We start from the raw sequence: 25,274 nt of genomic DNA on the forward strand, positions 1-25,274 counted from the left end.
GACGTAAATATGGCAATGGTACAAGGTAAATCCTTAAAATATCGCGTCTGGGCAACCCATATTGGCTTGTGCTTATTTTTGGCGCTGATCCTATTCCCGCTGTTAATGATTATTGCGATTTCATTCCGTGAAGGGAATTTCGCTACCGGGAGTTTGATCCCGAAAAACCCATCACTTGAACATTGGAAATTAGCATTGGGCTTCCCGGTGACTAATCCGGATGGCTCGGTCACGCCACCGCCATTTCCCGTTCTATTATGGCTGTGGAATTCGGTAAAAGTGGCCGGGATCACCTCGCTGTTTATCGTGGTGCTCTCAACCACCTCGGCGTATGCCTTTGCCCGTATGCGATTTAAAGGCAAGCAAACCATCTTGAACGCGATGATGATCTTTCAAATGTTCCCCGCGGTGTTGGCATTGGTAGCTATCTACGCCTTGTTTGATAAGTTGGGGCAGTACATTCCGTTCTTGGGGCTCAACACGCACGGTGGCTTGATCTTTGCCTACTTGGGCGGGATTGCATTACACGTTTGGACTATTAAAGGTTACTTCGAGAGCATTGATGGTTCATTGGAAGAAGCCGCAGCACTGGATGGCGCCACCCCATGGCAGGCGTTTAGGCTGGTGCTGCTTCCGCTCTCCGTGCCTATCTTGGCTGTGGTCTTTATTCTGTCGTTTATCATGGCGGTAGGTGAGGTGCCCGTTGCTTCGATTCTTTTGTCGGATGTTGATTCGTATACCTTGGCGGTCGGCATGCAGCAGTACTTGTATCCGCAGAACTATCTGTGGGGCGACTTTGCGGCGGCAGCCGTACTGTCAGCGGTACCGATTACCGGGGTTTTCTTACTCGCCCAACGTTGGTTAGTGGGTGGTTTGACCGCAGGGGGCGTGAAAGGCTAAGGCGTTACGCCCTTAGGCGAAGCAAGAGCGCGAACGTAAAGGCAGCTAACATTAGCTGCCTTTTTGATGCGGGTAATATTGGGCTACAGCCAGTCACCGTCGATACAGACCAAAAAGCTCTTTGCTGCCAAGCGTTGGCATGACGCTAGTGGAGCGACGGTTGTCTCACCGGTCGCGGTGTCACAGACAATGCGCCACTGGTGATCATTGGGTAGCTGTAACGCTTGCGTAGTGTCGCTGCTATTAATGGCAATCAGCATCGATTGACCCGCGTCAGGGTGATGCGCGCCGAGCGTGATCTGACAGCTGAGCGCTTGCAGCTTTGACCATTGATGATCGTGAATCGGATCGCCATTTGGATGTCGCCACGTAATACGATTGCAATGGCGCTGTGTGCCACTTAACGCATCGATAAAGCGTGGTACGATGGCATTGCGGCGTGCAATCATAGTGGCTAGCCAGTTTGACCAAGTGTGATCCTGCGTTTGCCAGTTAAACCAACTGATAGGATTATCTTGGCAATAGGCATTGTTATTCCCTTGTTGCGAGTGGCCTAACACATCGGCCATTAGAATGTGTGGCGTCCCCAGCGAGAAGAGGATGCTTGCCATCATATTCCGTTTTTGCCGACTCCTTACCTCAATAATGTCAGGATTGTTTGTCGGCCCCTCGACACCATAATTGGCGGAGCGATTGTCACCATGACCATCCCGGTTATTCTCGCCATTGGCATGGTTATGCCGCTTGGCATAACTGACCACATCCTGCAGGGTAAAACCATCATGGTAGGTTACATAGTTAATCGGCAAATGATCGGGCCAATGGGCTGCGCTGAAAACGTCGCGCGAACCCATCAATCGCGTGGCGAAATCTTGCAATATGCCTGGATCTCCTCGCCATAAACTGCGGGTGGTATCGCGGATTTTATCGTTACATTCTGCCCAGTTAATCGGAAATTGTCCTAGCTGATACCCATCGGGGCCTATATCCCAGGGTTCTGCAATCAACTTGACCTTAGAAAGGATCGGATCCTGGGTAATGGCGAGGAAAAACGCATTTTGGGGGTTAAAGGTATCGCCATTTCGCCCCTGGGTCGCGGCGAGATCGAACCTAAACCCATCCACGTGATAGTCGGTAACCCACATGCGTAAGGTGTCGAGCACCTGCTTTAGTGCAGCAGGATGGCGTATATCAAGGGTATTACCACAGCCGGTATAATTGCGCAGTTGTTGGCCATCATGTAAGTACATGGTATGATCAAACGCTTTATAATGAAGAATCGGCCCACCTTCTCCGCCTTCCGCCGTGTGATTAAATACCACATCCAAAATGACTTCGATGTCGTGGCGGTGTAGTTCGCGTATTGCCGTCTTTAGCTCGTTAACCGCATTTTTCTCCGCGTAGCGTGGATCCGGTGCCATCCAAACATATGGGTTGTAGCCCCAGTAGTTGGTTTTTTGCTGGCTGAGTAAATGCGGCTCAGGTAAGCAAGACGTAATCGGAAGCAGTTGCAGGCAATTAATCTGATGTTGTTGATAAAACACCAACATCGCTGGTGAGACTAAACCCAAATAACGTCCTTGCTGCGCTGGGGCGACACCTGGATGCTGCTGAGTCAGCCCTTTAACATGGGTTTCGAAAATCACAGTGTCTCGTATGGCGCGTTGAGGCGATGACACGCCTTGCCAATCAAAAGACTCATGATCGACGACTTGGCAACGCGCCAGCAATGTGCTTTGCGATGGTGTATAAGGAGGCTGATAGCGTAAGGGACCAGTCACCGCTTGCGCATACGGATCTGCCAAGTACCATGTTTGACCATCCTGTAAGACCTCAAAACTGTATTCTTGCCCCGCAACCACATCAGCGACATCTCGTGTCCAGTAGCCACGCTTGTATTCGCGCATGGCGAGCCGCTGAGGCTGGTGCCCTTGATGCCACAACAGTAAATGCACGCAGTCCTGATCGGGTGCATACAGCGTAAACCGACAGCCTGATGGGTGTAGTTGCGCCCCTAATACATAAGGGGATGGGAAGCAAACCGACATAAATAACACCATTAAATGAGATGAATCGCTATTAGAGCGTTTACCTATAAATAATTCAATCTGACGTCACATTTATGATCATTGTCCCTCATGTAATAAAGTTTCACACCTTTAAGAATAAATCTATTAATAGTGATCGTGTCGACATTTTGTAGGCCTGTTTAGCGAAAAATAATTACCAATTACGCCCTCGTTCAGTGACCCAGCTCGACAAGTTTAGATAATCAGCTCTCACTCCTCCTTTCTCCTCCTCCCCCTGAAATCGCACGGTTGGATGACGCGAAAATGACCGCTCAGGGATAGGATAATTCCAGGATAACGAAGAAAGCTAAGCCTTGGACACACTGTCTTTTTCCACTACCCACTGCCGGTGTGAAGAGACACGTAAAAAGGCGCATTATGGAGTAAGGTATGAGAAAAGTAAGTTTAATTGCCGCGGCTGTCGCAGCTGCTGTCACTGCCACCTCAGCATTTGCTGTAGATTTTAATGGTTATGCTCGTGCGGGTGCTGCGATCGGTGGTGATGGTGCAGGTGATAGTGCTTTTGAAAAGAATAAAGTTGGTCGTTTGGGTAACGAAGACGACAACTATTACGAGTTCGGTTTTTCAGAAGAACTTCAAACGGGTGAGCAATCATGGAAGCTGGAATCGATGATTGCCTCCAGCGATAAAGGCCAAAGTGGTTGGGAAAGTAGCGAAATAAACGTCGCGCAATTTAATGTCCAAGCCAAAGGTGTGATTGCATCCGACCCTGAAGCCGTTATTTGGGCGGGTAAGCGCTATTATCAACGAAAAGATATCCATATTACTGACTTCTATTTCTTGAACACCTCAGGTACCGGTGGTGGTATTGAAAATATTTCACTGGGCGATCAAAAACTTTCTTTAGCGTTTATTCAAGATGGAGAAAATGATCAGTCTTCAGGCTATATTTTTGATGCGCGCTTAGCCAATATCGGCTTGTGGGAAGACGCGAGTTTAGAGCTTGCCACTGCCTATAACTTTGCAACAGAAAAAGATGACCAAACCGAAGCCGCTGATGATGGTATTATGCTTACCGGTATTGTGCATCAAAATATGGACAACGGCTTCAACCAAACAATCTTGCAATATGGCTCTGCAGGATACGGTGATCAGATTGCTGGCTTTGGATCTGGTGCATGGTACAGCCGTGGCTCCGACGATAAAAACGATGCGAAAGGCTACCGTATTATTAACTGGGGTGTGATGAATGTTGGGTCGTCGATGGAACTTGGACATCAGCTTTCTTATCACAACGGGTCGGACTTAACAGATGGTGAGGGTGACTCTGATATGTTCACCGCGGTTGTGCGCCCTGTTTATAAGTGGAACGACACGATGCGCACCATCGGTGAGGTCGGCTTCTTTGATGGAGAAAATCAAGGAACAGACCAAGGAGGTCACAAGTTTACTTTAGCTCAAGCATGGGCAATGGGTGATAGCTTCTGGTCGCGTCCTGAGATTCGCTTCTACGGTACGTATATTACGGATGAAGAAGGAGATACGTTTGGTGACAAAGGTGACTCAGAGTTCGTAACGGGTGTGCAATTGGAAGCTTGGTGGTAAGCCTTTTTTAAACTGTCTTTTTTCATAGCCGACAATTGTCGGCTATTTTTTTAGGTGTTTTATATGAACCAAAAAGTGTTATTTATCTCTGGGTTATTACTGCTTAATGGGTGCTCGACGATCGTTGATAACCAATATCAGATTGCACCGAAAGGAAAGGCAGTGACGCAGATTGAGAAAGCGAAACAACTACCGCTAGAGATGGATAAAGAGATCAAAGTAGCGGTCACCACACAAACACAAGTCCTAGATATCCATAGCATTGATAGCCCTGGCGTTATTTTTGAATTACCGATGGTAAAAAATGGATTGGATATCAATATCGAGGCAGAAATCAACGATAGTGTTTTTGTCCCAAGTGCTAAAGTCATTAACCAGTCTGGCGATATTCGCGCTGAGCTTGATGATCGAGGTTTAGTTTATCTAAAGCCCCGTCTAGCTGATGGAAACCGTTTGCAAGGTAATATTAAAGTCCACCCACAAGTAGGTGACAGTGCGCTCTATTTGGTTATTTTTACTGATAAAGATAAATTTGATGAAACGGTGGCGGTCAGCCACCCAGCGAAATTGGACGCAGAGGGAAGAGGGAATTACTTTCCAGAGGTAGGCGATATTCAAGTACCGCGCGCGTTGACCGGTACGTTTTCCATCGAAGCGGCAGCATTGGGCGCACGTACCAGCGATCAGTCTATCGTACTACCAGCACTCTCCGCCACTGAACGTCCGCAACAAGAAAGCGTGACTTTTTACCACCAGGCTATTCGAACCGCGATTGCAGATAACGATGTCGACAAAGCAATGGGATTACTGCGTGATGCGGAGCAATTGGGTATCACTGACGCTGACCAAGTCTTTCGTGACGCGATGAAAGCACAGTTAGACAAGCAGTAATCTCATCATTTAATCTACATTTTACATCGCGTCTTTAACAAGACGTAACCTCAAAAGGGCAACGTTGGTTGCCCTTTTTTAATATGAGAGAAAAGGCTGGGGACTAAACGGTAAACGTATCGACCAGTTGGCGAATCGTTTTGGCCTCGTGGTTGAGTGTTTGGTTTGCGCCTTGTGCTTGCTCACTGAGTGACAAGGTTTGTTCTATGCGTTGTGACAGTGCCTGGATGTTTTCAGCCACCTGCTGAGAGACGGCACTTTGCTCTTCCGCCGCGCCTGCGGTTTGGTAATTGATATCGCCTAGCTGCTGCACCAAATCAACAATCTCGGTTAAGGTCTCCTGCACGGAAACACTTGCTTGATAACCCTCCGCCGCACCACGTTCACCTTGTTGGATGACGGCTTCAATATCGGTCAGTAGTTGGTTGAAGGTCTCAAGCGTCGAGACGATTTGGTCGACAGATTTTTGTGAATGCTGGGCCAAGGCGCGCACCTCGTCAGCGACCACCGCAAATCCTCTACCAGCTTCACCGGCGCGTGCCGACTCAATCGCGGCATTGAGCGCTAATAAATTGGTTTGATCTGAAATGCCGCGAATGTCGTCGAGCAATGTGGCAATGTCGGTACCGCTGGTTTTGACTTCGCTAACAAAACTGTTGGCTTTTTGCAGATCCGTGTTGGCGGTTTGGTTGCGTGCCACATTATTAGCAACATTCTCCATGCACTGATTCAGCGATGAGACGACTGCGGCGTTTTTCTCTTTGGAGGCTTCAGAGTTGGTTGCCACATCTTTTGAGGTCGCGGTCAGTTGCTCCATTGCCGTCGCGGCTTGGTGTAATGTCTCGGTATTATCAGACAGGGCTTGGTGGGCATCGGTGATGGCGTTATTGGCGGTCGTTGATGTGTCGGACAAACGTCCACCCGCTTGTTGAATTTGTCCCACCATTGATTGCAGCGCATCCAGCATCTGATTGACTGAGTGTTTAATCCGATCAATCTCGGTTTGACCGTTAACCGATAAGCGTTGAGTTAAGTCACCACCACCTTGGGCTATCGCTTGGATAGACTGCTCTACGCTGGTCAATGGTGCTAATTGGCGTTTGATAACGACTTGAATGATCCCAAAAGCGAGAACAAGGACGAGGCCACTCACCCAATAAATGGTGTTTTGAATATCGCTTTCGGCGTTAGTCATCATCTGATTCAGTTGTGTGACGGGTGCCATCGCGGCTTGCTTGGGGGTCACAATCATCACTGACCACGTCTGAGACATATTGCCAAACTCGATCGGTTGCGACACATAAAAGTGCGAATCGGTTTGTTTGAATTGGTTTGTTGCGTTCTGGCTTAGAAGGTTAGAAAGTGGTTGGTAAGCAGGAGAGGAAAATCCCGAGACCGCAGCGCCATGTTGAACGTGCTGATCGGTGCTAGCAACGACTCGTCCATCTTGACTGATAACAAATAGTTCCCCGTTATTATCGGCACGTTTGGCTAAGAGTGATTGGATTTGCGAGGTTTTGAGCGTACTTCCCACCATAGCAACCGTTTTATCAAAGCGAAAAACGGGAGTTGTCACGTCGAACACCGTTTGCGTCTTACCATTAATCTGAGTCGTTCTTGGATCAGTAATACAATCTTTTTGGGTGCTCACTGGGCATTGATACCAAGGATTGGTTTCAGAGAAATTTTGTGCAGCGGTAAGGCGCATTTCCCCGTTTTCATCCACTGACACCGACGGCACATAGCGGCCATCCGCTGCACTGGTTGGATCGCCGTAGTAAAAAGCATCGGCGCCTAAGACGTTTTTTTGCCACTCGGTATAGATGTTGTGCCATTCAGGTTGGCGTTTCAAAATCGAATACATGATCCGAGGAATATCATCTCGGTCGAGGATCCGGGCTGACTTATTCTTTTCCGCTTCAGAGGTATAAATCTGGGCGATAGTTCGCACCGTATCGAGCGGAGAAGCAATGTAAGCATGGATCTCCTCGCTAATCGCAGTCGCGCGATTTTGCATCTTGATCACTTGATCACGCTTTACGTTTTCAGTGACCTGGGATGACATGGCCGACTGGCTGCTATTCAGCGTTGATAAAGAAACCGCACTCACTGCCCCAAGACCGATCAGAACGATGGACGAGGCAGCCAAACTTATCCGTTGACTTATAGAAAGGTTACGCAACTTTTTCATAATCACTATCCGCACAAAGAAAACCGCACAAAGAAATATTCTGAGTCGTCGAGTGGCGAGACAATGGCGTCGTGCGAAATGTGATGGCACAACGGGTAGCGCGCCGACGGAGACGATAATTGACACTAGTGTTACTTAAATAAGAAAAGGGCACATCCTCCTAAGCAACGAGCGAAGAGAGGAGGAGAACAAAGGGAGGAGAGGATATACGCACAACATAAGTGGTAGTGGATCGAGTGCACACCTTGCGCGTGTTGTCGTGTTTAGCGTGTCGCGATGATCACATAATTTCCGCTCTAAAGCTGTTCGGATACGGTGCTATTCACATTTTTATCACTAAACGCGCGAGGTGGATCGATATGGAGGAGGTTAGATCACTGAGTATCTGCTAGCCCACTACCGTCTCATTATGTGGAGCTAAATACCTAAAGGTAATAAGATAATTATTAATTTCATTAGAGGTTATTTAATTATATTCCCGTAGAAAAACAAGGGTATCTACCGCCATTCTAGAGTTATTGCTCACTAACGTATTATTTACATTAAGCTATGTCATGAAATTGTCAATATGTCAGAAAACAGTATCTTTTTGACCAAAAAAAATAAAAATGAGGCATTGCTCCAAAATTGTGCAATTTTAATTAATGTCTAATTTTTCGTTATGTATGCTGGCGCACGATCAGTGATAGCAGCACAGCGAGTCATTGATGTTTTTAAGATGTTAACGCAGTTCAGTGTGACAGGATCACTCCTGGCTGTGCTGTCATTTTGGTGAAGGTATCGAGGGTTCAAAGTGTCCAAAGAAGGAAGCGTAGCGCCTAAAGAGCGCATTAATATCAAGTACGTCCCCGCGACGGGTGACCAGCAGGCGGAAGTAGAGCTCCCACTAAAAACCTTGGTTGTTGGTGACTTTAAGGGGCATACAGAAGAGACACCCGTTGAAGACCGTGCAACAGTTTCGGTAGATAAAAACAATTTTGAAGATGTAATGCGCGAGAGCAATTTGCGTCTGTCCACCACGGTAAAAAATCAACTTGTCGATGATGAAGATGCGGAGCTCCCTGTCGAGTTATCTTTCAAGTCAATAGGTGATTTTGCACCAGACTCGGTTGCTGACCAAGTTCCTGAGCTCAAAAAGCTGATTGAGCTTCGTGAAGCTTTGGTTGCATTGAAAGGTCCTCTAGGCAACATCCCTGCTTTCCGCGATCGTTTGCAGGAGCTGCTCAACTCTGAGGAATCTCGTGAAAAGTTGCTTGCTGAGCTAAATATCGTCGGTGGCGATGATGATGCTCCGAAAGAGTAATTGATTCAAATTAGTAGTTAATTAAGTCTTAGGAAATAGAAACATGTCTACAAGTGAATCAGTCGTAGAGTCGCCTGAAGTAAAAGAAGGTGGCTTGCTTGACGAGATCATGGCGCAAACGCGTATTGAGCCAAGCGAAGAAGGCTATGATGTCGCAAAGAAAGGCGTTGCAGCCTTTATTGAAAATCTCGTGGGTAATGATCAAACACAAGAGCCAGTGAATAAGTCTCTTGTCGATCAGATGCTCGTTGAGCTTGATAAAAAAATCAGTGCTCAAATGGACGAAATTTTGCACGATACGTCTTTCCAAGAAATGGAATCAGCGTGGCGTGGGCTTAAATTATTTGTTGATCGCACTGACTTCCGCGAGAACAACAAAGTTGACATCTTGCACGTTACCAAAGAAGAGTTGTTAGACGACTTTGAATTTGCGCCAGAAACAACACAATCAGGCCTGTATAAACACGTATACTCGTCAGGTTATGGTCAGTTTGGTGGTGAGCCCACAGGCGCTATTATTGGTAACTATGCCTTCACACCATCAACCCCAGATATGAAGCTGCTGCAATACATGGGGGCGTTGGGTGCCATGGCACACGCGCCATTTATTTCAAGCGTTGGGCCAGAGTTCTTTGGCATTGAGTCGTTTGAGGAGCTTCCAAACATCAAAGATGTCAAATCTATCTTTGAGAGCCCTAAATATACGAAATGGCGTTCATTACGTGAGTCTGAAGATGCACGTTACCTGGGATTGGCCGCGCCACGCTTCCTATTACGTGTGCCTTACGATCCAACAGAGAACCCGATCAAGTCTTTCGTTTACCACGAAAACGTCAGTCAAGATCATGAGCATTATCTTTGGGGTAATACCGCGTTTGCATTTGCAACACGCCTAACGGATAGCTTCGCCAAATACCGTTGGTGTCCAAACATCATCGGCCCACAAAGCGGCGGTGCAGTAGAAGATCTGCCTGTTCACGTTTATGAATCAATGGGTGCGCTACAGACTAAGATCCCAACCGAAGTCTTGATCACTGACCGTAAAGAGTTCGAACTTGCGGAAGAAGGCTTTATTGGTCTGACAATGCGCAAAGGCAGTGACAATGCGGCGTTCTTCTCTGCTAACTCCATTCAGAAGCCTAAGGTTTTCCCAAATACCAAAGAAGGTAAAGAAGCAGAGACGAACTACAAGCTTGGTACACAGCTTCCTTACATGATGATTATTAATCGTCTAGCCCACTACATCAAGGTGCTACAACGTGAGCAAATTGGTTCTTGGAAAGAGCGCCAAGACCTTGAGCGCGAGCTAAACACCTGGCTGAAGCAATATGTTGCTGACCAAGAGAACCCACCAGCAGACGTGCGTAGCCGTCGACCACTTCGTGCTGCCAAAATTGAAGTAAGCGACGTGGAAGGTAACCCTGGCTGGTATCAGGTGTCGTTAGCTGTTCGTCCTCACTTTAAGTATATGGGTGCGAACTTTGAACTGTCTCTTGTTGGTAGGCTTGATCAGTAATCATGTCATACGTTGCGCTAGAAGACAGTGCATTTGGTGTCGGCTTCTTGGAGCGTCTAGAAGCCGACGCTAAGCCTGTATCCATCACTCAAGGGCCGAGTAGTCCAGACGTAGTGAGATCGATAAAACGTAATATCGCTAATGTGTTGAATACGCGTATTGGTGGTGCTCAAAGTTCCCCTGGGTTGGGACTAATCGATTTTAACGACGCGACACTCGAAAGCCTAGATCTGTCGCTGAGGGTCAAGTTAGCCATTAAAGGATGTTTGGAAAAATATGAGCCTAGGCTAACCAATATTTTGGTGACATCAGATTTTGATTCGCACTCGCCACTTATGCTGCGATTCAACATTGTTGCCACCGTTAATAGCGAAGTGCTCCACGAGAAAGTTCAACTTAGCTTGCTTTTAGACCAGAACCGCCAATATCGAGTGTTGTAAACCGCATGACGCAAGACAAGTATTTTCGAGAAGAGCTCGCGTTTTTAAAAGAGCAAGGTAAAGCCTTTACTGAACTGCACCCCCAGCTCGCACGTTTTTTACATGGTCGACACACGGACCCAGATGTAGAGCGTTTGTTGGAGGGGTTTGCGTTTTTAACCGGTAAGTTGCGCGAAAAAGTTGATGATGATTTTCCTGAGCTGACTCACTCGATTATCAATATGCTCTGGCCGAATTACTTGCGCCCAGTGCCAAGTATGTGCATTACGCAATTCAAGCCAGAAGGGAGCTTGAGCGAAAAGCAAGTTGTTGCTAAGGGGACGGAGCTTGACAGTAAGCCTGTTATGGAAACCCAGTGTCGCTTCCAAACTTGCCGAGAGGTTGAGTTGTATCCGCTGTATTGCTCTAACGTTCACGCTGAACACACACGTGAAGCGACGACAATTCAGCTGCAAATGACCTTAGACGGTGATATGTCGGTACGAGATGCCAACATTAACACGCTGCGTTTTTACATTGGTGGTGATAAATATAGCGCACAAATGATCTATTTGTGGCTGAGTCATCACCTCGATAAACTCACGGTACATGTCGATGGCACTGAGTTCTCGCTACCAAGAGATGCGTTTTCATCGGTTGGATTTAATCCTGGCGACGGCCTGTTACCATACCCACAAAATGTGTATGACGGTTATCGTGTCCTACAGGAATATTTGTCATTTCCTGAAGCGTTTCATTTCTTTGATATTAGTGGCTTGTATAAGGCAATACCGAGTAATGTCTACGGCCAGTTTACGGTGCAGTTACATTTGTCTAAAACGTTGCCGTCAGATGTAAGAGTGAGGGCAGAGAGCTTTCAGTTATATTGCACCCCCGCTATCAACTTGTTTGATCATGATGCTGACCCGATCGACTTAACCGGGAAAAGCTCGGAATACAAAGTGATTCCGTCAAGCGGTAAACCGGCGCATTATGAAGTGTTCAGTATAGACAGTGTCACGGGTCGACAAGATAAAGTCATTGATGGTAGACCAGTACGTGGTCAAAAGCGAGTTTATACTCCGTTTGAGAGCTTTCAACATGAAGTAGAGCGGGTGCGCAATAGAGAAACCCTTTATTACCGCTCACGGGTAAAAGATAGCATCCGTGGGGATGGTTTTGATTCCTTTATTTCGTTTATTCGCGGTGATGAATCCGCATCAGTCGATGTCGATGAGGCGGTTTCAATTAAGCTGACCTGCACCAATCGTCAACTTCCATTGGACTTAGGTGTGGGCGACATCTGCTATCCAACGGACAGTTCACCGCCATTTGCAGAGTTCGAAAATATTACCATTCCTACGCAAGCACTAAGGCCAGTGTTAGACGGCAGCTTGCTATGGATGTTGATTTCTAACTTATCGTTGAATTACTTGTCGCTTTTATCAAAAGACGCATTGAGCTGTGTATTAACCGCTTATGACTTTCGCGCATTGGTGGATCGTCAAGCTGAGCGAGTGGGTAAGAAGCGCCTAGACGCCATTGAAGATATTCAATCCAAGCCGATGGATAAGTTATTACGTGGCATGCCGGTTCGAGGCTTACAGTCTACGATTTATCTCAATCAAGACGGCTTTGGCTCGGAAGGCGATTTATATTTATTTGGAACGGTGCTCAGCCACTTTTTCTCGTTATACGCGAGTATTAATTCTTTTCATGAGCTTACCGTTATCAACACAACGAATAACGAGACCTATACATGGCAGACGAGAGTCGGGATGCAACCACTCATCTAGAGGAGTTGGCACCTAGTGCGGCTGATCTTGTTCAAGATGCGCGAGTGTATAGCTTCTTCCAACTTGTTGAGCTTTTACAAAAGCATAAAGGGTTGAACCCAGAGGAAGAAGAGTGGGAGCGCGAGTGTCAGCTGGTGTTTAGCGCTAATCCCAGTCTTGGATTTGCTGCGTCAGATATATCATCGCTTGATCAGGTTAACGATCACACGGTGATGTTAACGAACTTTTTAGGGCTAGCAGGTTCGCAATCACCATTGCCGGCATTTATTACAGAACAGCTTCTCCATGAAGAGCCTGGCGGTATAAAAAGACCATTTTTGGACTTTTTTAATAATCGGCTAATCGCGTTGGTGTACCGGATCTGGCGTAAATATCGTTATTACGTCAGGTTTCAGCCAGGTGCAGAAGATCAGTTCTCTGCGCAGCTCTTCGCGCTTGTTGGGTTAGGAGATCCACAACTAAGGGGTGAGACCCCAATCAACTGGTGCAAAATGTTGGCCTATGCCGGCACGCTAGCGGGGAGAAGTCGTTCGCCAACTGTGGTCTCCGGCATCATTGCGCATTGTTTTGACCTTGAACAGGTTGAAATCCGCCAATGGGTGACTCGCAAAGTGAAAATAGCCAAGGAGCAGCAAATGTCTCTTGGGTGCATGAACGGACGCTTGGGCGAGGACACCGTGATTGGCGAGTCGGTTTTTGATTGCAATGGCAAATTTGTTATTTGCATCAAAAACCTGACCCGAGAGCGCTTTAACGACTTTCTGCCTGTGGGTAAAGAGTATCAGCCACTGTGCAAATTAGTTGAGTTCATTTTACGTGAGCAAATGGCGTTTGACATAGAGCTGTCGATGACAGATGAAGAAACGCCCGCGCTTCAATTAGGAAAACAGGTTGCGCTGGGATGGACGTCTTTCCTCGGGGAAGACTTGCAAGACAAGCGCGTACTCATTCAGGTAAGGCAATAAACATGGTCTCTCAGCATCAAAACGGCATAACACTCGTAGTCGCGAACGCGCAAACCCTAGAGTCTGGGTTGTCGGCACAGATTCGCTTTGTTGAGACGGGTGGCACCATTGGATCTTCTGCAATGGCGAGCTGGCGATTGAAAGATCGAATGGCGCGTGTTCATGACGTGCATTGTGAAATCTTGGTGGTTGATGGCGCTTTTTGTGTTCGTGATGAGTGTGGACAAACGTTTGTTAACGGCACAGAGATGCCGTTAGGAAAAGGGCAGCTTGCACGATTGGCACATAAGGATGAAATGCAAATTGGCCCTTACCAAGTGCGCGTGCTGACGGGCGAAGAGGGTGACGTTGATACGGGTCATATTGATACGCTTTTTGACAGCAATCATACCGATTTACTGGCTCACGCCGATGAGCTCGTAGATGTAGAACCCGAGCCAGAAGATGCCTCTGCGCCTATTGATCCCCTCGTGGAGCTAGAAGCGAAATCATCCTCTCAGGGAGCAAATTGGTTGCTGGATGACGGTCCATCAGCGCAAGACACAGAGACAGATAGCCTAGTCTCGAAAAAAAACCTAGTCGAAAAACGACCTTCTTTTACACCGCAAGCGGATAGCGAAGATGTGATGTCGGCCTCAGTGAAGTTAAAACGTATTTTCGGGTTCGGCCAAAAAAAGCAACGCGATAGTCGTTATCACGCAGACGAGACAGTGCAGAGTGCGCCTCGAGTTGAAACGGCACCACAGACTCCATCGAAATTGACAGACAGTGAGACGAAGCCAATGGATGAAAAAGAATTAGGACTTCTCGAACAAGAAGTGGCGAAAAGTTTGAATAGTGATGCACCCTCATCGAGAGATGAAGGTGGCCATGGTCAGCACTTATTGACCGGGCCTATGTTGGAAGGGTTGGGAGTGCGTGTCACCAATGAACAAGACGTTCAACGTATGCACTTCCTCTCTCAGGAGATGGGACAGTCTTTGCAAGCGTGTTTAAAAGGGCTACTTGCATTGCATGAGCAGGCGGCAGAAGGGCGTTTTGGCACCATGAACCGCAACTTGCAACCGATTGAAGATAACCCGTTACGCTTGGGGCTTTCGTACGAGGAAACGGTTCGCACCATGTATGACGCGGATAAAAGCCTCGTTCATCTGTCTGCACCGGCAGCGATTGCTGAAAGTCTGAAAAACGTCAGAGATCATAATGAAGCGACTCAAGATGCGATTTCGGAAGCTCTAGATCAAATCTTGAACGCTTTTTCACCGGACGTGCTATTACGCCGCTTTCAACACTGCCGACGTAATACCGATGCACATGAGGAAGGTGAGTCTGCGTGGGCGTGGGAAATGTATTGCAATTACTACAAAGAGTTAACGTCTAACCGTCAGCAAGGTTTCTCCAAGCTGTTTTGGGAAATTTTTGAGCAGGTATACGACAAGCGTATTCGCGAAAAACAGCTGGAGGGCTAATTATGTTCAAGAAGCTCAGCATTCTGTGCGCATTTTTGTTATTAACCGCGTGTAGCTCTTCAGATGAATATAAACCTGAAGAGCAGCCAACCACCGTGACATTTAGTCTGGTGAGTGATGAAGGGGTTAACCCGAATATTGCGGGGGACCCGGCATCGATCGAGGTACAAGTCTTCGAGTTGGAAGATGATTCCATGTTTATGTCGGCTGGGTTCGATCAATTGCGCGCTGATTATGAAGATGCACTCAGTAGTAACTTTATTAAAAACTACGACTATGTGCTCACACCGGGCCAGTTTAAATTCGTCAACGCGTTCGAGATTGATGAAGACACCAATTACATCGGTGTGATGGCACATTTTTCAGAGCCGAATCTGGGTGAATGGAAAAAAGCCGTCAAGGTATTGAATAAAGGCCGGGAATATCACTTGCTTATGTTATTCCAAGATTATGACGTGAAGTTAGAAAAGGTTGAATAAAGTTAATGTTTGCACGTAATCGGGTGATATGGAGCGAAGGGCTCTTCATTAAGCCACAGCATTTTCAGCAGCATCAGCGATACAGTGAGTATTTATTGGATGAGCGACTGACTTCGGTAAGCAAGTACTTGTATGGAATTTCTGAGCTATCACTGAACCCAGAGTATTTAGCGTTTGGTCGTATTGCGATAGAACGCGCCGTGGGTGTGATGCCAGACGGCACAACCTTTCGCATTCCACAAGAAGATGTGATGCCTGATGCACTTGAAATCGAAGATGGTTCACTGTCTAACCAGCTGGTTTATTTAGCGATTCCGTTGCGCAGTGAATCGATAATGGAAGTGAACTGGCCAGAAGAAAAAGGTTCAGGTCGCTATGAAAGTCGTCGCATTGATGTGCGCGATGTACAAAGTGTTCAAGGAGATACGACCACGTTAGATGTGTCACCAGTGCACTTGCAGTTGATGCTAGAGAAAGAAGATCGCAGCGCTTATGCGGCGATCCCTATTGCGCGTATTTCCGAAAAGCGTCCCGACGGCAGTGTGGTTCTGGATCAAGACTTTATTCCTTGTCATTTCAATGTGGCGGGCAATGCAACGCTGCATCGCTTTATCAACGAAATGGCAGGGTTGATGCAGGAACGCGCCAAAAACATCGCCCAACGTATTAGCTCCCCTTCTCAAGGTGGTGTCGCGGATGTATCAGATTTTATGCTATTGCACTCGTTAAATCGCCTGTATCCGCAAATGAAACATCTTGCATCGTTAGGTAGCTTGCACCCTGAACGCCTGTATGAGTGTTTATCGTCAATCTGTGGGGAAATGGCAACTTTTACCGATGAAAGCCGATTAGCGCCTGCCATGCCTGCTTATAACCATGATATGCCGGGTGACGCGTTCTGGCCGGTTATTCGCTTCTTGCGTCAAAGTCTCAGCGTGGTGTTGGAGCCGCGTGCAGTCTCCATTCAACTGGACAAACGCAATTACGGGCTTATGGTTGCGCCGATTCAAGACCCGCAACTTATGGAATCTGCGGAGTTCATTGTGGCGGTGAAAGCGCGGATGCCACTCGACGAGCTACGACGCTTATTTACTCAGCAAACCAAGGTGTCTTCTGTTGAGAAAATCCGTGAGCTGATCTCTTTACAACTCCCTGGTATCCCACTGATCCCGCTGCCTGTTGCACCACGCCAGCTGCCATATCACGCGGGTTACACCTATTACCAGTTGGATAAAGAAAGCGCGGCTTGGTCGATGCTGGCTAACTCCAGTGGCTTTGCCTTCCACGTCGCGGCGGCGTTTGAAGACCTTGACATTCAATTCTGGGCAATAAGAGATTGATTATGGCTGCGACTGACGAAAGTGTGTTTAACGATCTTCTTTTTGATGACGTTGAGAAAATTAATCACGACCAAGATTACTGGTTTCAGCTGCGTGGGCATAACCCCAATGCGCTGGTGGATGCCGCAACGCCTCTGTTTGGCCTTGCTCTGCGTGTTCGTTCACTTTCAAGCTGTGAGAGTATTGAACAAATCTACCACCAGACCATTGAAGAAATAAAGGCGATTGAAATCGAGCTTTCCGAACAAGGCTACGAGCATGCCGTATTGATGGCTTATCGCTATATCTTGTGTACGTTTCTCGACGAAGCCGTGATGGGAACGGCATGGGGGGCTTCAACCTGCTGGGCAGAGCACTCCATGCTTTCTCGTTTCCACAATGAAACATGGGGTGGTGAGAAGGTATTTACCATTTTAGGTCGCTTGGAAAGCGAGCCTGACAGGTACCGACCGTTACTGGTCTTTATTTATCACTGCCTGTGTTTGGGCTTTGAGGGTAAGTACCGCGTCATTGACGGTGGAAGTGCTCAACGCGAGAAAGTGATTAAAAGACTGCACGATCAATTGCTAGGTGATGAAAGGCAGCCGAAGCAATTAGGTGAGGCGAGTGATCATGTTGTGAGCACTCGTTATACACTGAGCCGACAAATGCCGCTTTGGTCTGTGTTTGTGGGGTTTATCGTGCTTTGGGCCGGTATTTTTGCCGGCTACTCATACTTTCTCCACGAGAAATCTGAAAACGTGCTCCACCAACTGAATCAGTTGCTGTAAGCCGAATAACATTACATTGATTAGAACTAGGTGTCCCCGTGATTCGAATTGAATTGTCTACGCTCATCTCGAAGCTAAATGAGCAAAGTAAATTGGCGCTAGAACAAGCAGCTTCTCTGTGTATTGAACGCCATCACCCTGAAGTGTTGGTTGAGCACTTTCTTGAAGTTTCGTTAGACAACCCCCTGTCTGACGCTCGCCTTATTGCCAAGCAAGCCAATATTGATACTGACCAGTTAAAGCAAGCACTGGCGGGTAATTATGAGCGTGATACCACGCTCGATACCTATCCAGCATTCTCGCCGTTGTTGGTTGAGGTTCTGCAAGAAGCATGGCTGCTATCAACCACAGAGCTAAACCAGTCGGAATTGCGTTCCGGAAGCGTCTTTTTTGCGGTATTAAATCGCGCCGACCGCTACCTATCGCGTGCGGCATCCAAGCTATTAGCAAGTATTAATCGTGAGAGCTTGAAAACGCACTTTGACGCTATTGTTGCAGACTCTGCGGAAACTGCCGTGGAAAGTGACAATAAAAAAGGGTCAAAGGCGCCATCAATGGAAGGAAGCGAGTCACCACTTTACAAGTATTGCTCAAATATTACCGCGCAAGCTAAAAATGGCGAGCTTGATCCTGTGCTTTGTCGAGAAGAAGAGCTCAACCTCATGGTTGATATTCTTTGTCGCCGCCGCAAAAACAACCCGATCGTGGTTGGTGACGCTGGGGTAGGTAAAAGCGCGATGGTTGAAGGGCTGGCTCTTCGTATTGCCGCTGGCAATGTACCTGATCGTTTGCAAAACGTTGAGCTTTTTTGTCTGGACTTAGGTTTGCTGCAAGCCGGTGCATCGGTTAAGGGCGAATTTGAGAAGCGCTTGAAGGGCGTTATTGACGGGATAAAAAGTGCTCCAAACCCTATCATTTTGTTTATCGATGAAGCGCATACACTCATTGGCTCAGGTAACCAAGAGGGCGGCAGTGATGCAGCAAACTTGCTTAAACCTGCTTTAGCGCGTGGTGAGTTAAGCACCATCGCTGCAACGACTTGGAAAGAATATAAAAAGTATTTCGAGAAAGATCCAGCGCTGACTCGCCGTTTTCAGTTGGTGAAGCTTGAGGAGCCATCTGTCGATCAGGCCGTTGATATCATGCGAGGGCTTGGCAGTGTGTATGAAAAAGCTCACGGTGTATTGATTGCTGATGATGCGCTCAAAGCAGCTGCCGAGCTGTCTGCACGGTATTTGTCTGGACGTCAGCTACCTGATAAAGCCATTGACGTGCTCGACACCGCTTGTGCACGCATTGCGATTAACCTGACGACGCCTCCTAAGCGTCTGGCGCTACTGGAGACTCTTTGCCATCAGCGTCAGCAAGAAATCGAGATGTTGAAGCGCGCACAATTTATTGGTCAACCTGTCGATCAGGCTCGCTTAGACGAATTAGAAACTCAAGAGCAAGCGGACGAAGCCGAGAAGCATGCACTGCAAACACGTTGGAATGAGCAGCGTTTGTTGGTTGAGGAAATCATCGATCTGCGCGCAACACTGTTAAACCCGCCAATGTCAGCTGAGCGTGATGAAGAGCAAAGTGATGAAGTATCACAAGAGCAAGACCGTGACGCGTTAGCAAAGACATTGGCTGACAAATACGAAGCATTGAATGCTATTCCGCATGACCAGCAGTTGATGCACCCTCACGTCGATGCCGAACAGGTGGCAGAAGTTATCTCGGATTGGACGGGTGTGCCTATCGATCAAATGAACAGCGATGAACTCTACAAAATCACAAACCTGACAACGTTACTGGGTCAGGCGATTAAAGGGCAAGATATCGCGATAGAGCGTGTGCATCGTCATTTGTTAACCGCACGTGCGGATTTGAGACGCTCTGGACGCCCCAAAGGCGCGTTTTTGCTCGTGGGCCCAAGTGGTGTGGGTAAAACAGAGACAGTGGTTCAATTGGCTCAACAGCTCTATGGCGGTAAACAGTTTTTAACCACCATCAATATGTCCGAGTACCAAGAAAAACACACGGTCTCTCGCCTGATTGGTTCGCCCCCAGGCTATGTAGGATATGGTGAAGGTGGCGTCTTGACAGAGGCCATTCGCAAAATGCCGTATTCAGTGGTCTTGCTGGATGAAGTGGAAAAAGCACACCCAGAAGTACTGAACATCTTTTATCAAGCGTTTGATAAAGGTGAGCTGGCTGATGGCGAAGGGCGCATGATCGACTGCCAAAACACCGTGTTTTTCCTGACCTCGAACTTAGGCTTTCAAACCATCGTTGACCATGCGCATCAACCGGATACGATTGATGATGCCTTGTATCCAGAGCTTGCTGCATTCTTCAAACCGGCGTTGCTCGCGCGGATGGAAGTGGTGCCTTATGTGCCGCTTGAGCGTGACGTATTGGCGGAAATTGTTCGTGGGAAGCTCACGCACTTGGAAAACACCTTCTCGCAACGCTATGGCGCGACGGTGGACGTTGACGATAGCCTGATTGAAGAGATCTTAAAACGGGCCACGCGCAGTGAGAATGGCGCACGTATGCTTGAGGCGATTATCGAAGGGCAGTTGTTGCCGCCTGTGTCTCTTGAGCTATTGAACAAGCTGGCAGATAAAGCAGAGATCACGCACGTGCGTTTATTTGCCGAAGAGGGCGACTTCAAAGGCGAGGTAGAGTAAGAATGCGTAACTGGCTAGCTTATGTTACTGACCTTGCTCGGGAAAGGCGAACAGCTGATTTACAGGATCGCTTTATTCAAGTGTTGGTCAAGGAGCTCAAGCTGCGCAAGGGAATGTTGCTGGTTCCTAGTTGCGATGGCAGACAACTCGTCTGCCATGCCAGCGGGGAATCTTGGTCTGTAACAGATTTTGATACCCCATTTGCTCACGTTTTACAAAATGCGGTACCAAAGCACCTCGAAGCGGAAGAGATTGTTTTTTGGCAATCTAATCGTGATTTTTGTCAGGCGATAGGTGAGCTCGGCTTTTTTGAAGCTGTATCTATCCGGCCGCTGATCCGCCATGACAAAAATGTAAAGCTGTTACTTTGCTTGGTTGGTGACAGCCAAGCACTGTCCGCGCTTTGGCATGATGAAGGCTTTTTACAGGTAGTCGATGTCTTTCAACACCAGTGGTCATTGCTCAGTGACATGGAAGGAGAAGAGAGCAATCGTCGCGCCTTAAAAGCATCGCTGACGGATATTGAAAAACAAACGCGTCAACAAGAGCGAGCGGCCAGTCTGGCTTCAACGCTAATCGGTGATAGCGGATTGATGGCTCGCCTACGTGAACAGATTGCCAATGCCGCGTCATCGCAACTTTCGGTATTGGTGCAAGGTGAAACAGGTAGTGGTAAAGAGCTGGTCGCGCGAGCAGTCCACGATTTGTCTCCTCGTCAGCATCAGCCCTTTGTACCTATAAACTGCGCAGCCATTCCAGAGCATCTGCTTGAGAGTGAACTGTTCGGCTATGAAAAAGGCGCCTTTTCCGGGGCCGTGAGTGACAAAGAGGGATTAATTGCACAAGCGAACGGGGGCACGCTATTTCTGGATGAAATTGGTGATATGCCGATGAGTTTGCAAGCAAAATTACTGCGTGTGCTTGAATTAGGGACGTTTCGCCCGGTTGGAGGAAGCCAAGAACGCCAATCAGACTTTCGTCTGGTCTCAGCGACGCATGTGCAATTACTCGACAAAGTCAAGGCAGGAACATTTCGCCAAGATCTTTACTATCGATTGCTTCAATACCCCATTCATGTGCCTGCATTGGCGCAACGTAAAGAGGACGTGCGCCAACTGAGTCACCATTTTATTACGCGATTTAATCAACAACATGGCACGAGCATTGGAGAGTTGCAGCCTCAAACACTTGATATGCTGCTGCATTACTCTTTTCCTGGGAATGTCAGAGAGTTAAAGCACCTTGTTGAATACGCCTGTGCGCAAACACGGGATGGTGAATCCATCGATAGAGCGGCGTTTAGTGGGCGAGTGGGGGGAGCCCCTCCTCCAGCACGCGAGAGTATATCGTCCGCTGCGTTTGAGCATGGGATGTCGAATGTAAGCAGCGTATTAAACATTGATGCGGCGTCTATCGCTGATCTCAAACAAGCCTTGCTGGATTTTGAACAATGTATTATTGCCGATCGGCTATCCATATTCGATGGCGATAAGAGTAAAGCTGCCGAGAGTTTGGGCATTCCTCACCGAACCCTAACCTATAAGTGCCGAAAACTAGGGATAAAAGCCCCATGAATAAGCAAAACTATTGTCTACTAGCCGGGGTCATGTTGGCGTCAGTGATGACCTCGTCCACGGTGATAGGTGCCCCTATTTCTGCTCAACAACAAGTTGAGCAAGCTAACCAATGCCGCGCAGTGACGTCACGACTCGATCGTCTTGCCTGCTTTGATCGTGTATTTAACACCCAAGTGGCGCCGGCCGAACCAACAGACAATCAATCTCAAAAGCCGTTGCAATGGCGACGTGCGATGACAGCCGCACAAGAAAGTGCTCCCCAGTCTTGGTCGTTGACCGAGAAGGGCGAGGGCCGAGGCAGCAGCGCGTGGATTACATTGCGGGCAAGTAATCTTTCGACTGGTTTCCGAGGCAGTGAACAGCCGCTTTTAATGCTTAGCTGTATCGATAATTTAAGTCGTATTGAACTGATGCTTCCCGAGCCAATTGAGGATGGGCGAATGAAGTTGACTTTCCCAAATGGCCAGACGCAATACTGGCGTAACGGTGATTTAGGGATCGTGCTTTCCTCGTCGCGGGGGTTACCTGCGATTCGTTTGATGAAGGCTTTGGCCAGAGAAGATCGCTTAACCATTCGTTCAAACTCCCAATACGTTGATGGTTTAACTTTTGATACCCAGCCGTTACCTGAGACGCTGGGTGCGCTTCGTTCTCGTTGTGGTTGGTAAACATGGAATTGAAAGACTATAAACGCTGTATTTCGCAACCAATCTCCGAGAGCAGCGCCGTAGGCGAGCGGTTAGTAGACGATCCATTGTTTGATTTTATTGAAGATCAAATGATGAAGGTTGGCTCGCTGTCCCATGCCGATGTGCAATGGGATGAGGTAGAGCACAGCGTCGTAAAACTGTTGGCGGAGAAGAGTAAAGACATTAAGTTGTTGACTTACCTACTTCAGTGCCTGCACAACCAAGCCTCGCCGGCGCGTTTTATTCTCGCGTTTGAGGTGATGGCCAGCTTCATGACCCAGTATTGGGAAGACAGCTTTCCCGCCCCTGGCAAACGCGGCAATCTACCGCGTCGTAAGTTCTTTAGCCAAATGGCACAACGTTTTTCTATCGCGGTAGACAAAACCGACTTTGGTCAGTTTGATGCACAAGACAGAGAGGCGCTTAACCAAGCGGTGGAAGAGTGGGAAAAGGCGGTTGAAGAAAAAGCGCTCGCGAATGATGTCGTAAGCAGAGTCGTTAACAGTATTCGCGCCGAATTGCGCAAAGCGGAAGAGCGCCAGCGTGCGAACCAGGCAGCTAAAGAAACACCGACGTATTCATCGCGCACGGCCACAACCACATCCACCAGTAGCGCTGGCTTAGATGTTGATCACTCCAGTGATAAGGCAACTAAGCAAACGCTACTTAAAATAGCTTCATTTTTGGCTGAGCAAGAAGACGGCGTGCCTTTGGCGATCCGACTTCGCCGCTATGCGGTCTGGTACGGCATTACCGCTTTACCCGATCATAAAACCGGGGGAGAAACGCAACTCCGTGGTATGCAGCAAGACCGAGTCAAAGATTATCAAGATAAGATGCGTCACCCGGATCTCGCACTGTGGCGTCAGGTTGAACAAAGCCTCACCATGGCGCCTTATTGGTTTGAAGGCCATCTGATGAGCTACACCATTGCGCAGAAGCTCGGCCACGCCAACTGGTGTGAGGCGATTCAATCGGAGGTCAGTCAATTTCTCGAGCGTCTTCCCGGACTGAAAGACTTACAGTTCAAAGGGGGAGAGCCGTTTGTATCGGATGCGGTTAAAGATTGGCTTGCCAGTGGGACTGGCGGTCAAGCGGCTGGCAAAGCGGTTGGCGGTGACTGGCAAGAGAAGAAAAAAGAAGCGCTATCGCTCGCCAAAGAAGGTGGGATAGCCGTGGCGTTATCCATGCTCAATGATGGATTACAAGAGGCTAGAGAGCCTCGCGACCATTTTTATTGGCGGATGATCTCGGCGGATTTGCTGCAAGCGAACCAACTGAACAGCATGGCTCAGGAGCAGTATCAAACGCTACACCAAGAAATCAAAACCATGAGCGTCACCGACTGGGAACCCAGCTTGGTTGAACAACTTGAACGCAATACAACGTCAGAGTGATTAAGGGCGAAAATTCATGTGGAAAAACATTTTTAAAATAGCGAAAAAGCTCAAGCCTGGCATGGTCGCAGCGTTTCCTATTTTATTGGCAGCGATTTTTATACTCGTTAATGTCGCCATTTGGTGGGCTGGCCCTTGGTTAACCATTGGTGAACAAAAGCCTCTTGCCTCGGTGACAGCACGTGCAATATGTAGTGGTTTTATTACCCTAGGCGCACTGGCTATTTGGGGTGTGTGGCAATGGCGCAAGTTGCAAAGCATTCAAGCGGAGCAAGCGCACACCGAACGGCTGCGAGAAGACCCGATTCAAGTCTACGAAGAGCGCCAAGAGAAAGAGCTAAACCAGGTTGTTGCCAACATGAAGCAAAACCTGAACAAGCGTAATCATCTGTATGCGTTACCTTGGTATTTGGTGCTCGGGCTTGAAAATGCGGGCAAGACTAGCCTGATTAATCGTTCCGGACAAAACTTTGTCTTTTCGTCTGTGATGCGTGCATCCGGGAAAAAAAGCGAAAATCCTTTTTCCTTTGATTGGTGGATAGGGGATGAGTCTGTGCTTATCGACCCTGATGGTGAATTGCTCACACAAGGCAATAAAGATGAAAACAATGATGGTGAGCTGGAGCGTCGTCTTTGGTCTCACTTCGTTAAATGGTTGGAGCAGACCCGCAGTCGCCGTCCGCTAAATGGTATTGTATTGACTCTTGATGCTTCGCATCTCGCGACGGCGACAGCGTCAGAACGTAAAGCATACGCCAATTTACTGCGCGCTCGGTTGCGTGAGTTAATGGAGACCCTTTCGACGCGCTTGCCTGTTTACATTGCGCTAACCAAGCTTGATTTACTCTATGGGTTTGAACCCTTTTTTAAGCACTATTCAAAGCAGCAACGCGACGAAGTGCTTGGCTTTACTTTTTCGCTAAACTCGGTTGATGATCTTGATTCTTGGCTTAAAGAATTTGATGAAGACTACTCTGCCTTCATTGAGCGGATTAATGCCATTGTTCCTCACGCATTAGCTGCCCCGCTGGATTTTGAAGATCGTAAAGCAATTTACAGCTTTTCACGCCAAGTGGCAGGGCTGAAAGACATTCTCGCGACCTTCTTTAATGAAGCCTTAGCCAGTGATCAGTTCTCGACCTCTGCTTTAGTTAGGGGCGCATACTTTACCTCTGTGTATCAACAGGGCGTGCCGACCAACGCGTTTGATGATGCCGCTTCTCGTCGTTATGGGTTGTCACACGCGGTCAACCACGCGC

The 25,274-nt window shown here is 48.0% G+C and carries 19 protein-coding genes; 17 read left to right on the plus strand and 2 right to left on the minus strand.

What is annotated here, in order from left to right; translation table 11 throughout:
• Positions 1-9: 9 nt before the first annotated feature.
• A complete protein-coding gene (gene malG / locus C7A19_RS01060; RefSeq protein WP_046075898.1) occupies positions 10-900 on the plus strand; it encodes a maltose ABC transporter permease MalG in 891 nt (296 codons plus the stop codon).
• Between the two features lie 83 nt (positions 901-983).
• On the opposite strand, the gene C7A19_RS01065 is transcribed toward malG, so the two are convergent.
• Positions 984-2,948 carry an alpha-amylase family glycosyl hydrolase gene (locus tag C7A19_RS01065; protein WP_162300222.1) on the minus strand — a complete coding sequence of 655 codons (1,965 nt, stop codon included), beginning with the start codon at positions 2,946-2,948 and terminating at the stop codon, positions 984-986.
• A 411-nt stretch (positions 2,949-3,359) separates the two neighbouring features.
• On the opposite strand from C7A19_RS01065, the gene lamB reads away from it, so the two are divergent.
• Both lamB and C7A19_RS01075 read left to right on the plus strand, forming a co-directional pair.
• Positions 3,360-4,535 carry a maltoporin LamB gene (gene lamB, locus C7A19_RS01070; RefSeq protein WP_069362934.1) on the plus strand — a complete coding sequence of 392 codons (1,176 nt, stop codon included), beginning with the start codon at positions 3,360-3,362 and terminating at the stop codon, positions 4,533-4,535.
• Positions 4,536-4,598: 63 nt separating this feature from the next.
• A complete protein-coding gene (locus C7A19_RS01075; protein ID WP_116643921.1) occupies positions 4,599-5,426 on the plus strand; it encodes a MalM family protein in 828 nt (275 codons plus the stop codon).
• Between the two features lie 103 nt (positions 5,427-5,529).
• Here the strand turns inward: C7A19_RS01075 and C7A19_RS01080 are convergent, their stop codons facing one another.
• A complete protein-coding gene (locus tag C7A19_RS01080) occupies positions 5,530-7,617 on the minus strand; it encodes a methyl-accepting chemotaxis protein (protein WP_116643922.1) in 2,088 nt (695 codons plus the stop codon).
• 793 nt (positions 7,618-8,410) lie between these two features.
• On the opposite strand from C7A19_RS01080, the gene tssB reads away from it, so the two are divergent.
• From tssB to tssM, 14 genes are all read left to right on the plus strand, one after another.
• Positions 8,411-8,920, plus strand: a complete 510-nt coding sequence (tssB, locus tag C7A19_RS01085; protein ID WP_077457795.1) for a type VI secretion system contractile sheath small subunit — start codon at positions 8,411-8,413, stop codon at positions 8,918-8,920.
• 43 nt (positions 8,921-8,963) lie between these two features.
• Positions 8,964-10,436: a type VI secretion system contractile sheath large subunit gene (gene tssC / locus C7A19_RS01090; protein ID WP_077457793.1), complete on the plus strand. Its 1,473-nt coding sequence runs from the start codon at positions 8,964-8,966 to the stop codon at positions 10,434-10,436.
• A gap of 2 nt (positions 10,437-10,438) precedes the next feature.
• Positions 10,439-10,876 carry a type VI secretion system baseplate subunit TssE gene (tssE, locus tag C7A19_RS01095; RefSeq protein ID WP_116643923.1) on the plus strand — a complete coding sequence of 146 codons (438 nt, stop codon included), beginning with the start codon at positions 10,439-10,441 and terminating at the stop codon, positions 10,874-10,876.
• Between the two features lie 5 nt (positions 10,877-10,881).
• Positions 10,882-12,651 carry a type VI secretion system baseplate subunit TssF gene (tssF, locus tag C7A19_RS01100; RefSeq protein ID WP_077457789.1) on the plus strand — a complete coding sequence of 590 codons (1,770 nt, stop codon included), beginning with the start codon at positions 10,882-10,884 and terminating at the stop codon, positions 12,649-12,651.
• Positions 12,615-13,616, plus strand: a complete 1,002-nt coding sequence (gene tssG / locus C7A19_RS01105) for a type VI secretion system baseplate subunit TssG (protein ID WP_077600697.1) — start codon at positions 12,615-12,617, stop codon at positions 13,614-13,616. Before tssF ends, tssG begins: the two co-directional genes overlap by 37 nt.
• A gap of 2 nt (positions 13,617-13,618) precedes the next feature.
• The gene (gene tagH / locus C7A19_RS01110) at positions 13,619-15,085 is read left to right on the plus strand and encodes a type VI secretion system-associated FHA domain protein TagH (protein ID WP_116643924.1); all 1,467 of its coding nucleotides are present in this window, start codon (positions 13,619-13,621) and stop codon (positions 15,083-15,085) included.
• Positions 15,086-15,087: 2 nt separating this feature from the next.
• Positions 15,088-15,564, plus strand: a complete 477-nt coding sequence (tssJ, locus tag C7A19_RS01115; protein WP_116643925.1) for a type VI secretion system lipoprotein TssJ — start codon at positions 15,088-15,090, stop codon at positions 15,562-15,564.
• Positions 15,565-15,569: 5 nt separating this feature from the next.
• Positions 15,570-16,904: a type VI secretion system baseplate subunit TssK gene (gene tssK / locus C7A19_RS01120; protein ID WP_077600694.1), complete on the plus strand. Its 1,335-nt coding sequence runs from the start codon at positions 15,570-15,572 to the stop codon at positions 16,902-16,904.
• 2 nt (positions 16,905-16,906) lie between these two features.
• Positions 16,907-17,674, plus strand: coding sequence for a type IVB secretion system protein IcmH/DotU (gene icmH, locus C7A19_RS01125; RefSeq protein ID WP_116643926.1), 768 nt, complete (start codon positions 16,907-16,909; stop codon positions 17,672-17,674).
• A gap of 38 nt (positions 17,675-17,712) precedes the next feature.
• Positions 17,713-20,352, plus strand: coding sequence for a type VI secretion system ATPase TssH (gene tssH, locus C7A19_RS01130; protein WP_116643927.1), 2,640 nt, complete (start codon positions 17,713-17,715; stop codon positions 20,350-20,352).
• Between the two features lie 2 nt (positions 20,353-20,354).
• Positions 20,355-21,926: a sigma-54 dependent transcriptional regulator gene (locus tag C7A19_RS01135; protein WP_116643928.1), complete on the plus strand. Its 1,572-nt coding sequence runs from the start codon at positions 20,355-20,357 to the stop codon at positions 21,924-21,926.
• Positions 21,923-22,597, plus strand: a complete 675-nt coding sequence (vasI, locus tag C7A19_RS01140; protein ID WP_235614234.1) for a type VI secretion system-associated protein VasI — start codon at positions 21,923-21,925, stop codon at positions 22,595-22,597. The genes C7A19_RS01135 and vasI overlap by 4 nt, the downstream gene beginning before the upstream one ends.
• A gap of 2 nt (positions 22,598-22,599) precedes the next feature.
• Positions 22,600-24,015, plus strand: a complete 1,416-nt coding sequence (gene tssA, locus C7A19_RS01145) for a type VI secretion system protein TssA (RefSeq protein ID WP_116643929.1) — start codon at positions 22,600-22,602, stop codon at positions 24,013-24,015.
• 61 nt (positions 24,016-24,076) lie between these two features.
• Positions 24,077-25,274 (plus strand): type VI secretion system membrane subunit TssM (gene tssM / locus C7A19_RS01150; RefSeq protein WP_201264050.1); only part of this gene is annotated, 1,198 nt, incomplete at its 3' end.

Origin of the sequence: Salinivibrio sp. HTSP, from assembly GCF_003390965.1 — a bacterium.
GTDB lineage: Bacteria > Pseudomonadota > Gammaproteobacteria > Enterobacterales > Vibrionaceae > Salinivibrio > Salinivibrio kushneri.

Excerpts from the sequence above, each read along its gene's own strand:
- C7A19_RS01065 (WP_162300222.1), bottom strand. The coding sequence starts at position 2,948 with ATGTCGGTTTGCTTCCCATCCCCTTATGTATTAGGGGCGCAACTACAC.
- tssA (WP_116643929.1), top strand. The coding sequence starts at position 22,600 with ATGGAATTGAAAGACTATAAACGCTGTATTTCGCAACCAATCTCCGAG.
- tssF (WP_077457789.1), top strand. The coding sequence starts at position 10,882 with ATGACGCAAGACAAGTATTTTCGAGAAGAGCTCGCGTTTTTAAAAGAG.
- icmH (WP_116643926.1), top strand. The coding sequence starts at position 16,907 with ATGGCTGCGACTGACGAAAGTGTGTTTAACGATCTTCTTTTTGATGAC.
- tssJ (WP_116643925.1), top strand. The coding sequence starts at position 15,088 with ATGTTCAAGAAGCTCAGCATTCTGTGCGCATTTTTGTTATTAACCGCG.
- tssK (WP_077600694.1), top strand. The coding sequence starts at position 15,570 with ATGTTTGCACGTAATCGGGTGATATGGAGCGAAGGGCTCTTCATTAAG.
- tssE (WP_116643923.1), top strand. The coding sequence starts at position 10,439 with ATGTCATACGTTGCGCTAGAAGACAGTGCATTTGGTGTCGGCTTCTTG.
- C7A19_RS01080 (WP_116643922.1), bottom strand. The coding sequence starts at position 7,617 with ATGAAAAAGTTGCGTAACCTTTCTATAAGTCAACGGATAAGTTTGGCT.
- tssC (WP_077457793.1), top strand. The coding sequence starts at position 8,964 with ATGTCTACAAGTGAATCAGTCGTAGAGTCGCCTGAAGTAAAAGAAGGT.
- tagH (WP_116643924.1), top strand. The coding sequence starts at position 13,619 with ATGGTCTCTCAGCATCAAAACGGCATAACACTCGTAGTCGCGAACGCG.
- C7A19_RS01075 (WP_116643921.1), top strand. The coding sequence starts at position 4,599 with ATGAACCAAAAAGTGTTATTTATCTCTGGGTTATTACTGCTTAATGGG.
- lamB (WP_069362934.1), top strand. The coding sequence starts at position 3,360 with ATGAGAAAAGTAAGTTTAATTGCCGCGGCTGTCGCAGCTGCTGTCACT.
- tssG (WP_077600697.1), top strand. The coding sequence starts at position 12,615 with ATGGCAGACGAGAGTCGGGATGCAACCACTCATCTAGAGGAGTTGGCA.
- malG (WP_046075898.1), top strand. The coding sequence starts at position 10 with ATGGCAATGGTACAAGGTAAATCCTTAAAATATCGCGTCTGGGCAACC.
- vasI (WP_235614234.1), top strand. The coding sequence starts at position 21,923 with ATGAATAAGCAAAACTATTGTCTACTAGCCGGGGTCATGTTGGCGTCA.
- C7A19_RS01135 (WP_116643928.1), top strand. The coding sequence starts at position 20,355 with ATGCGTAACTGGCTAGCTTATGTTACTGACCTTGCTCGGGAAAGGCGA.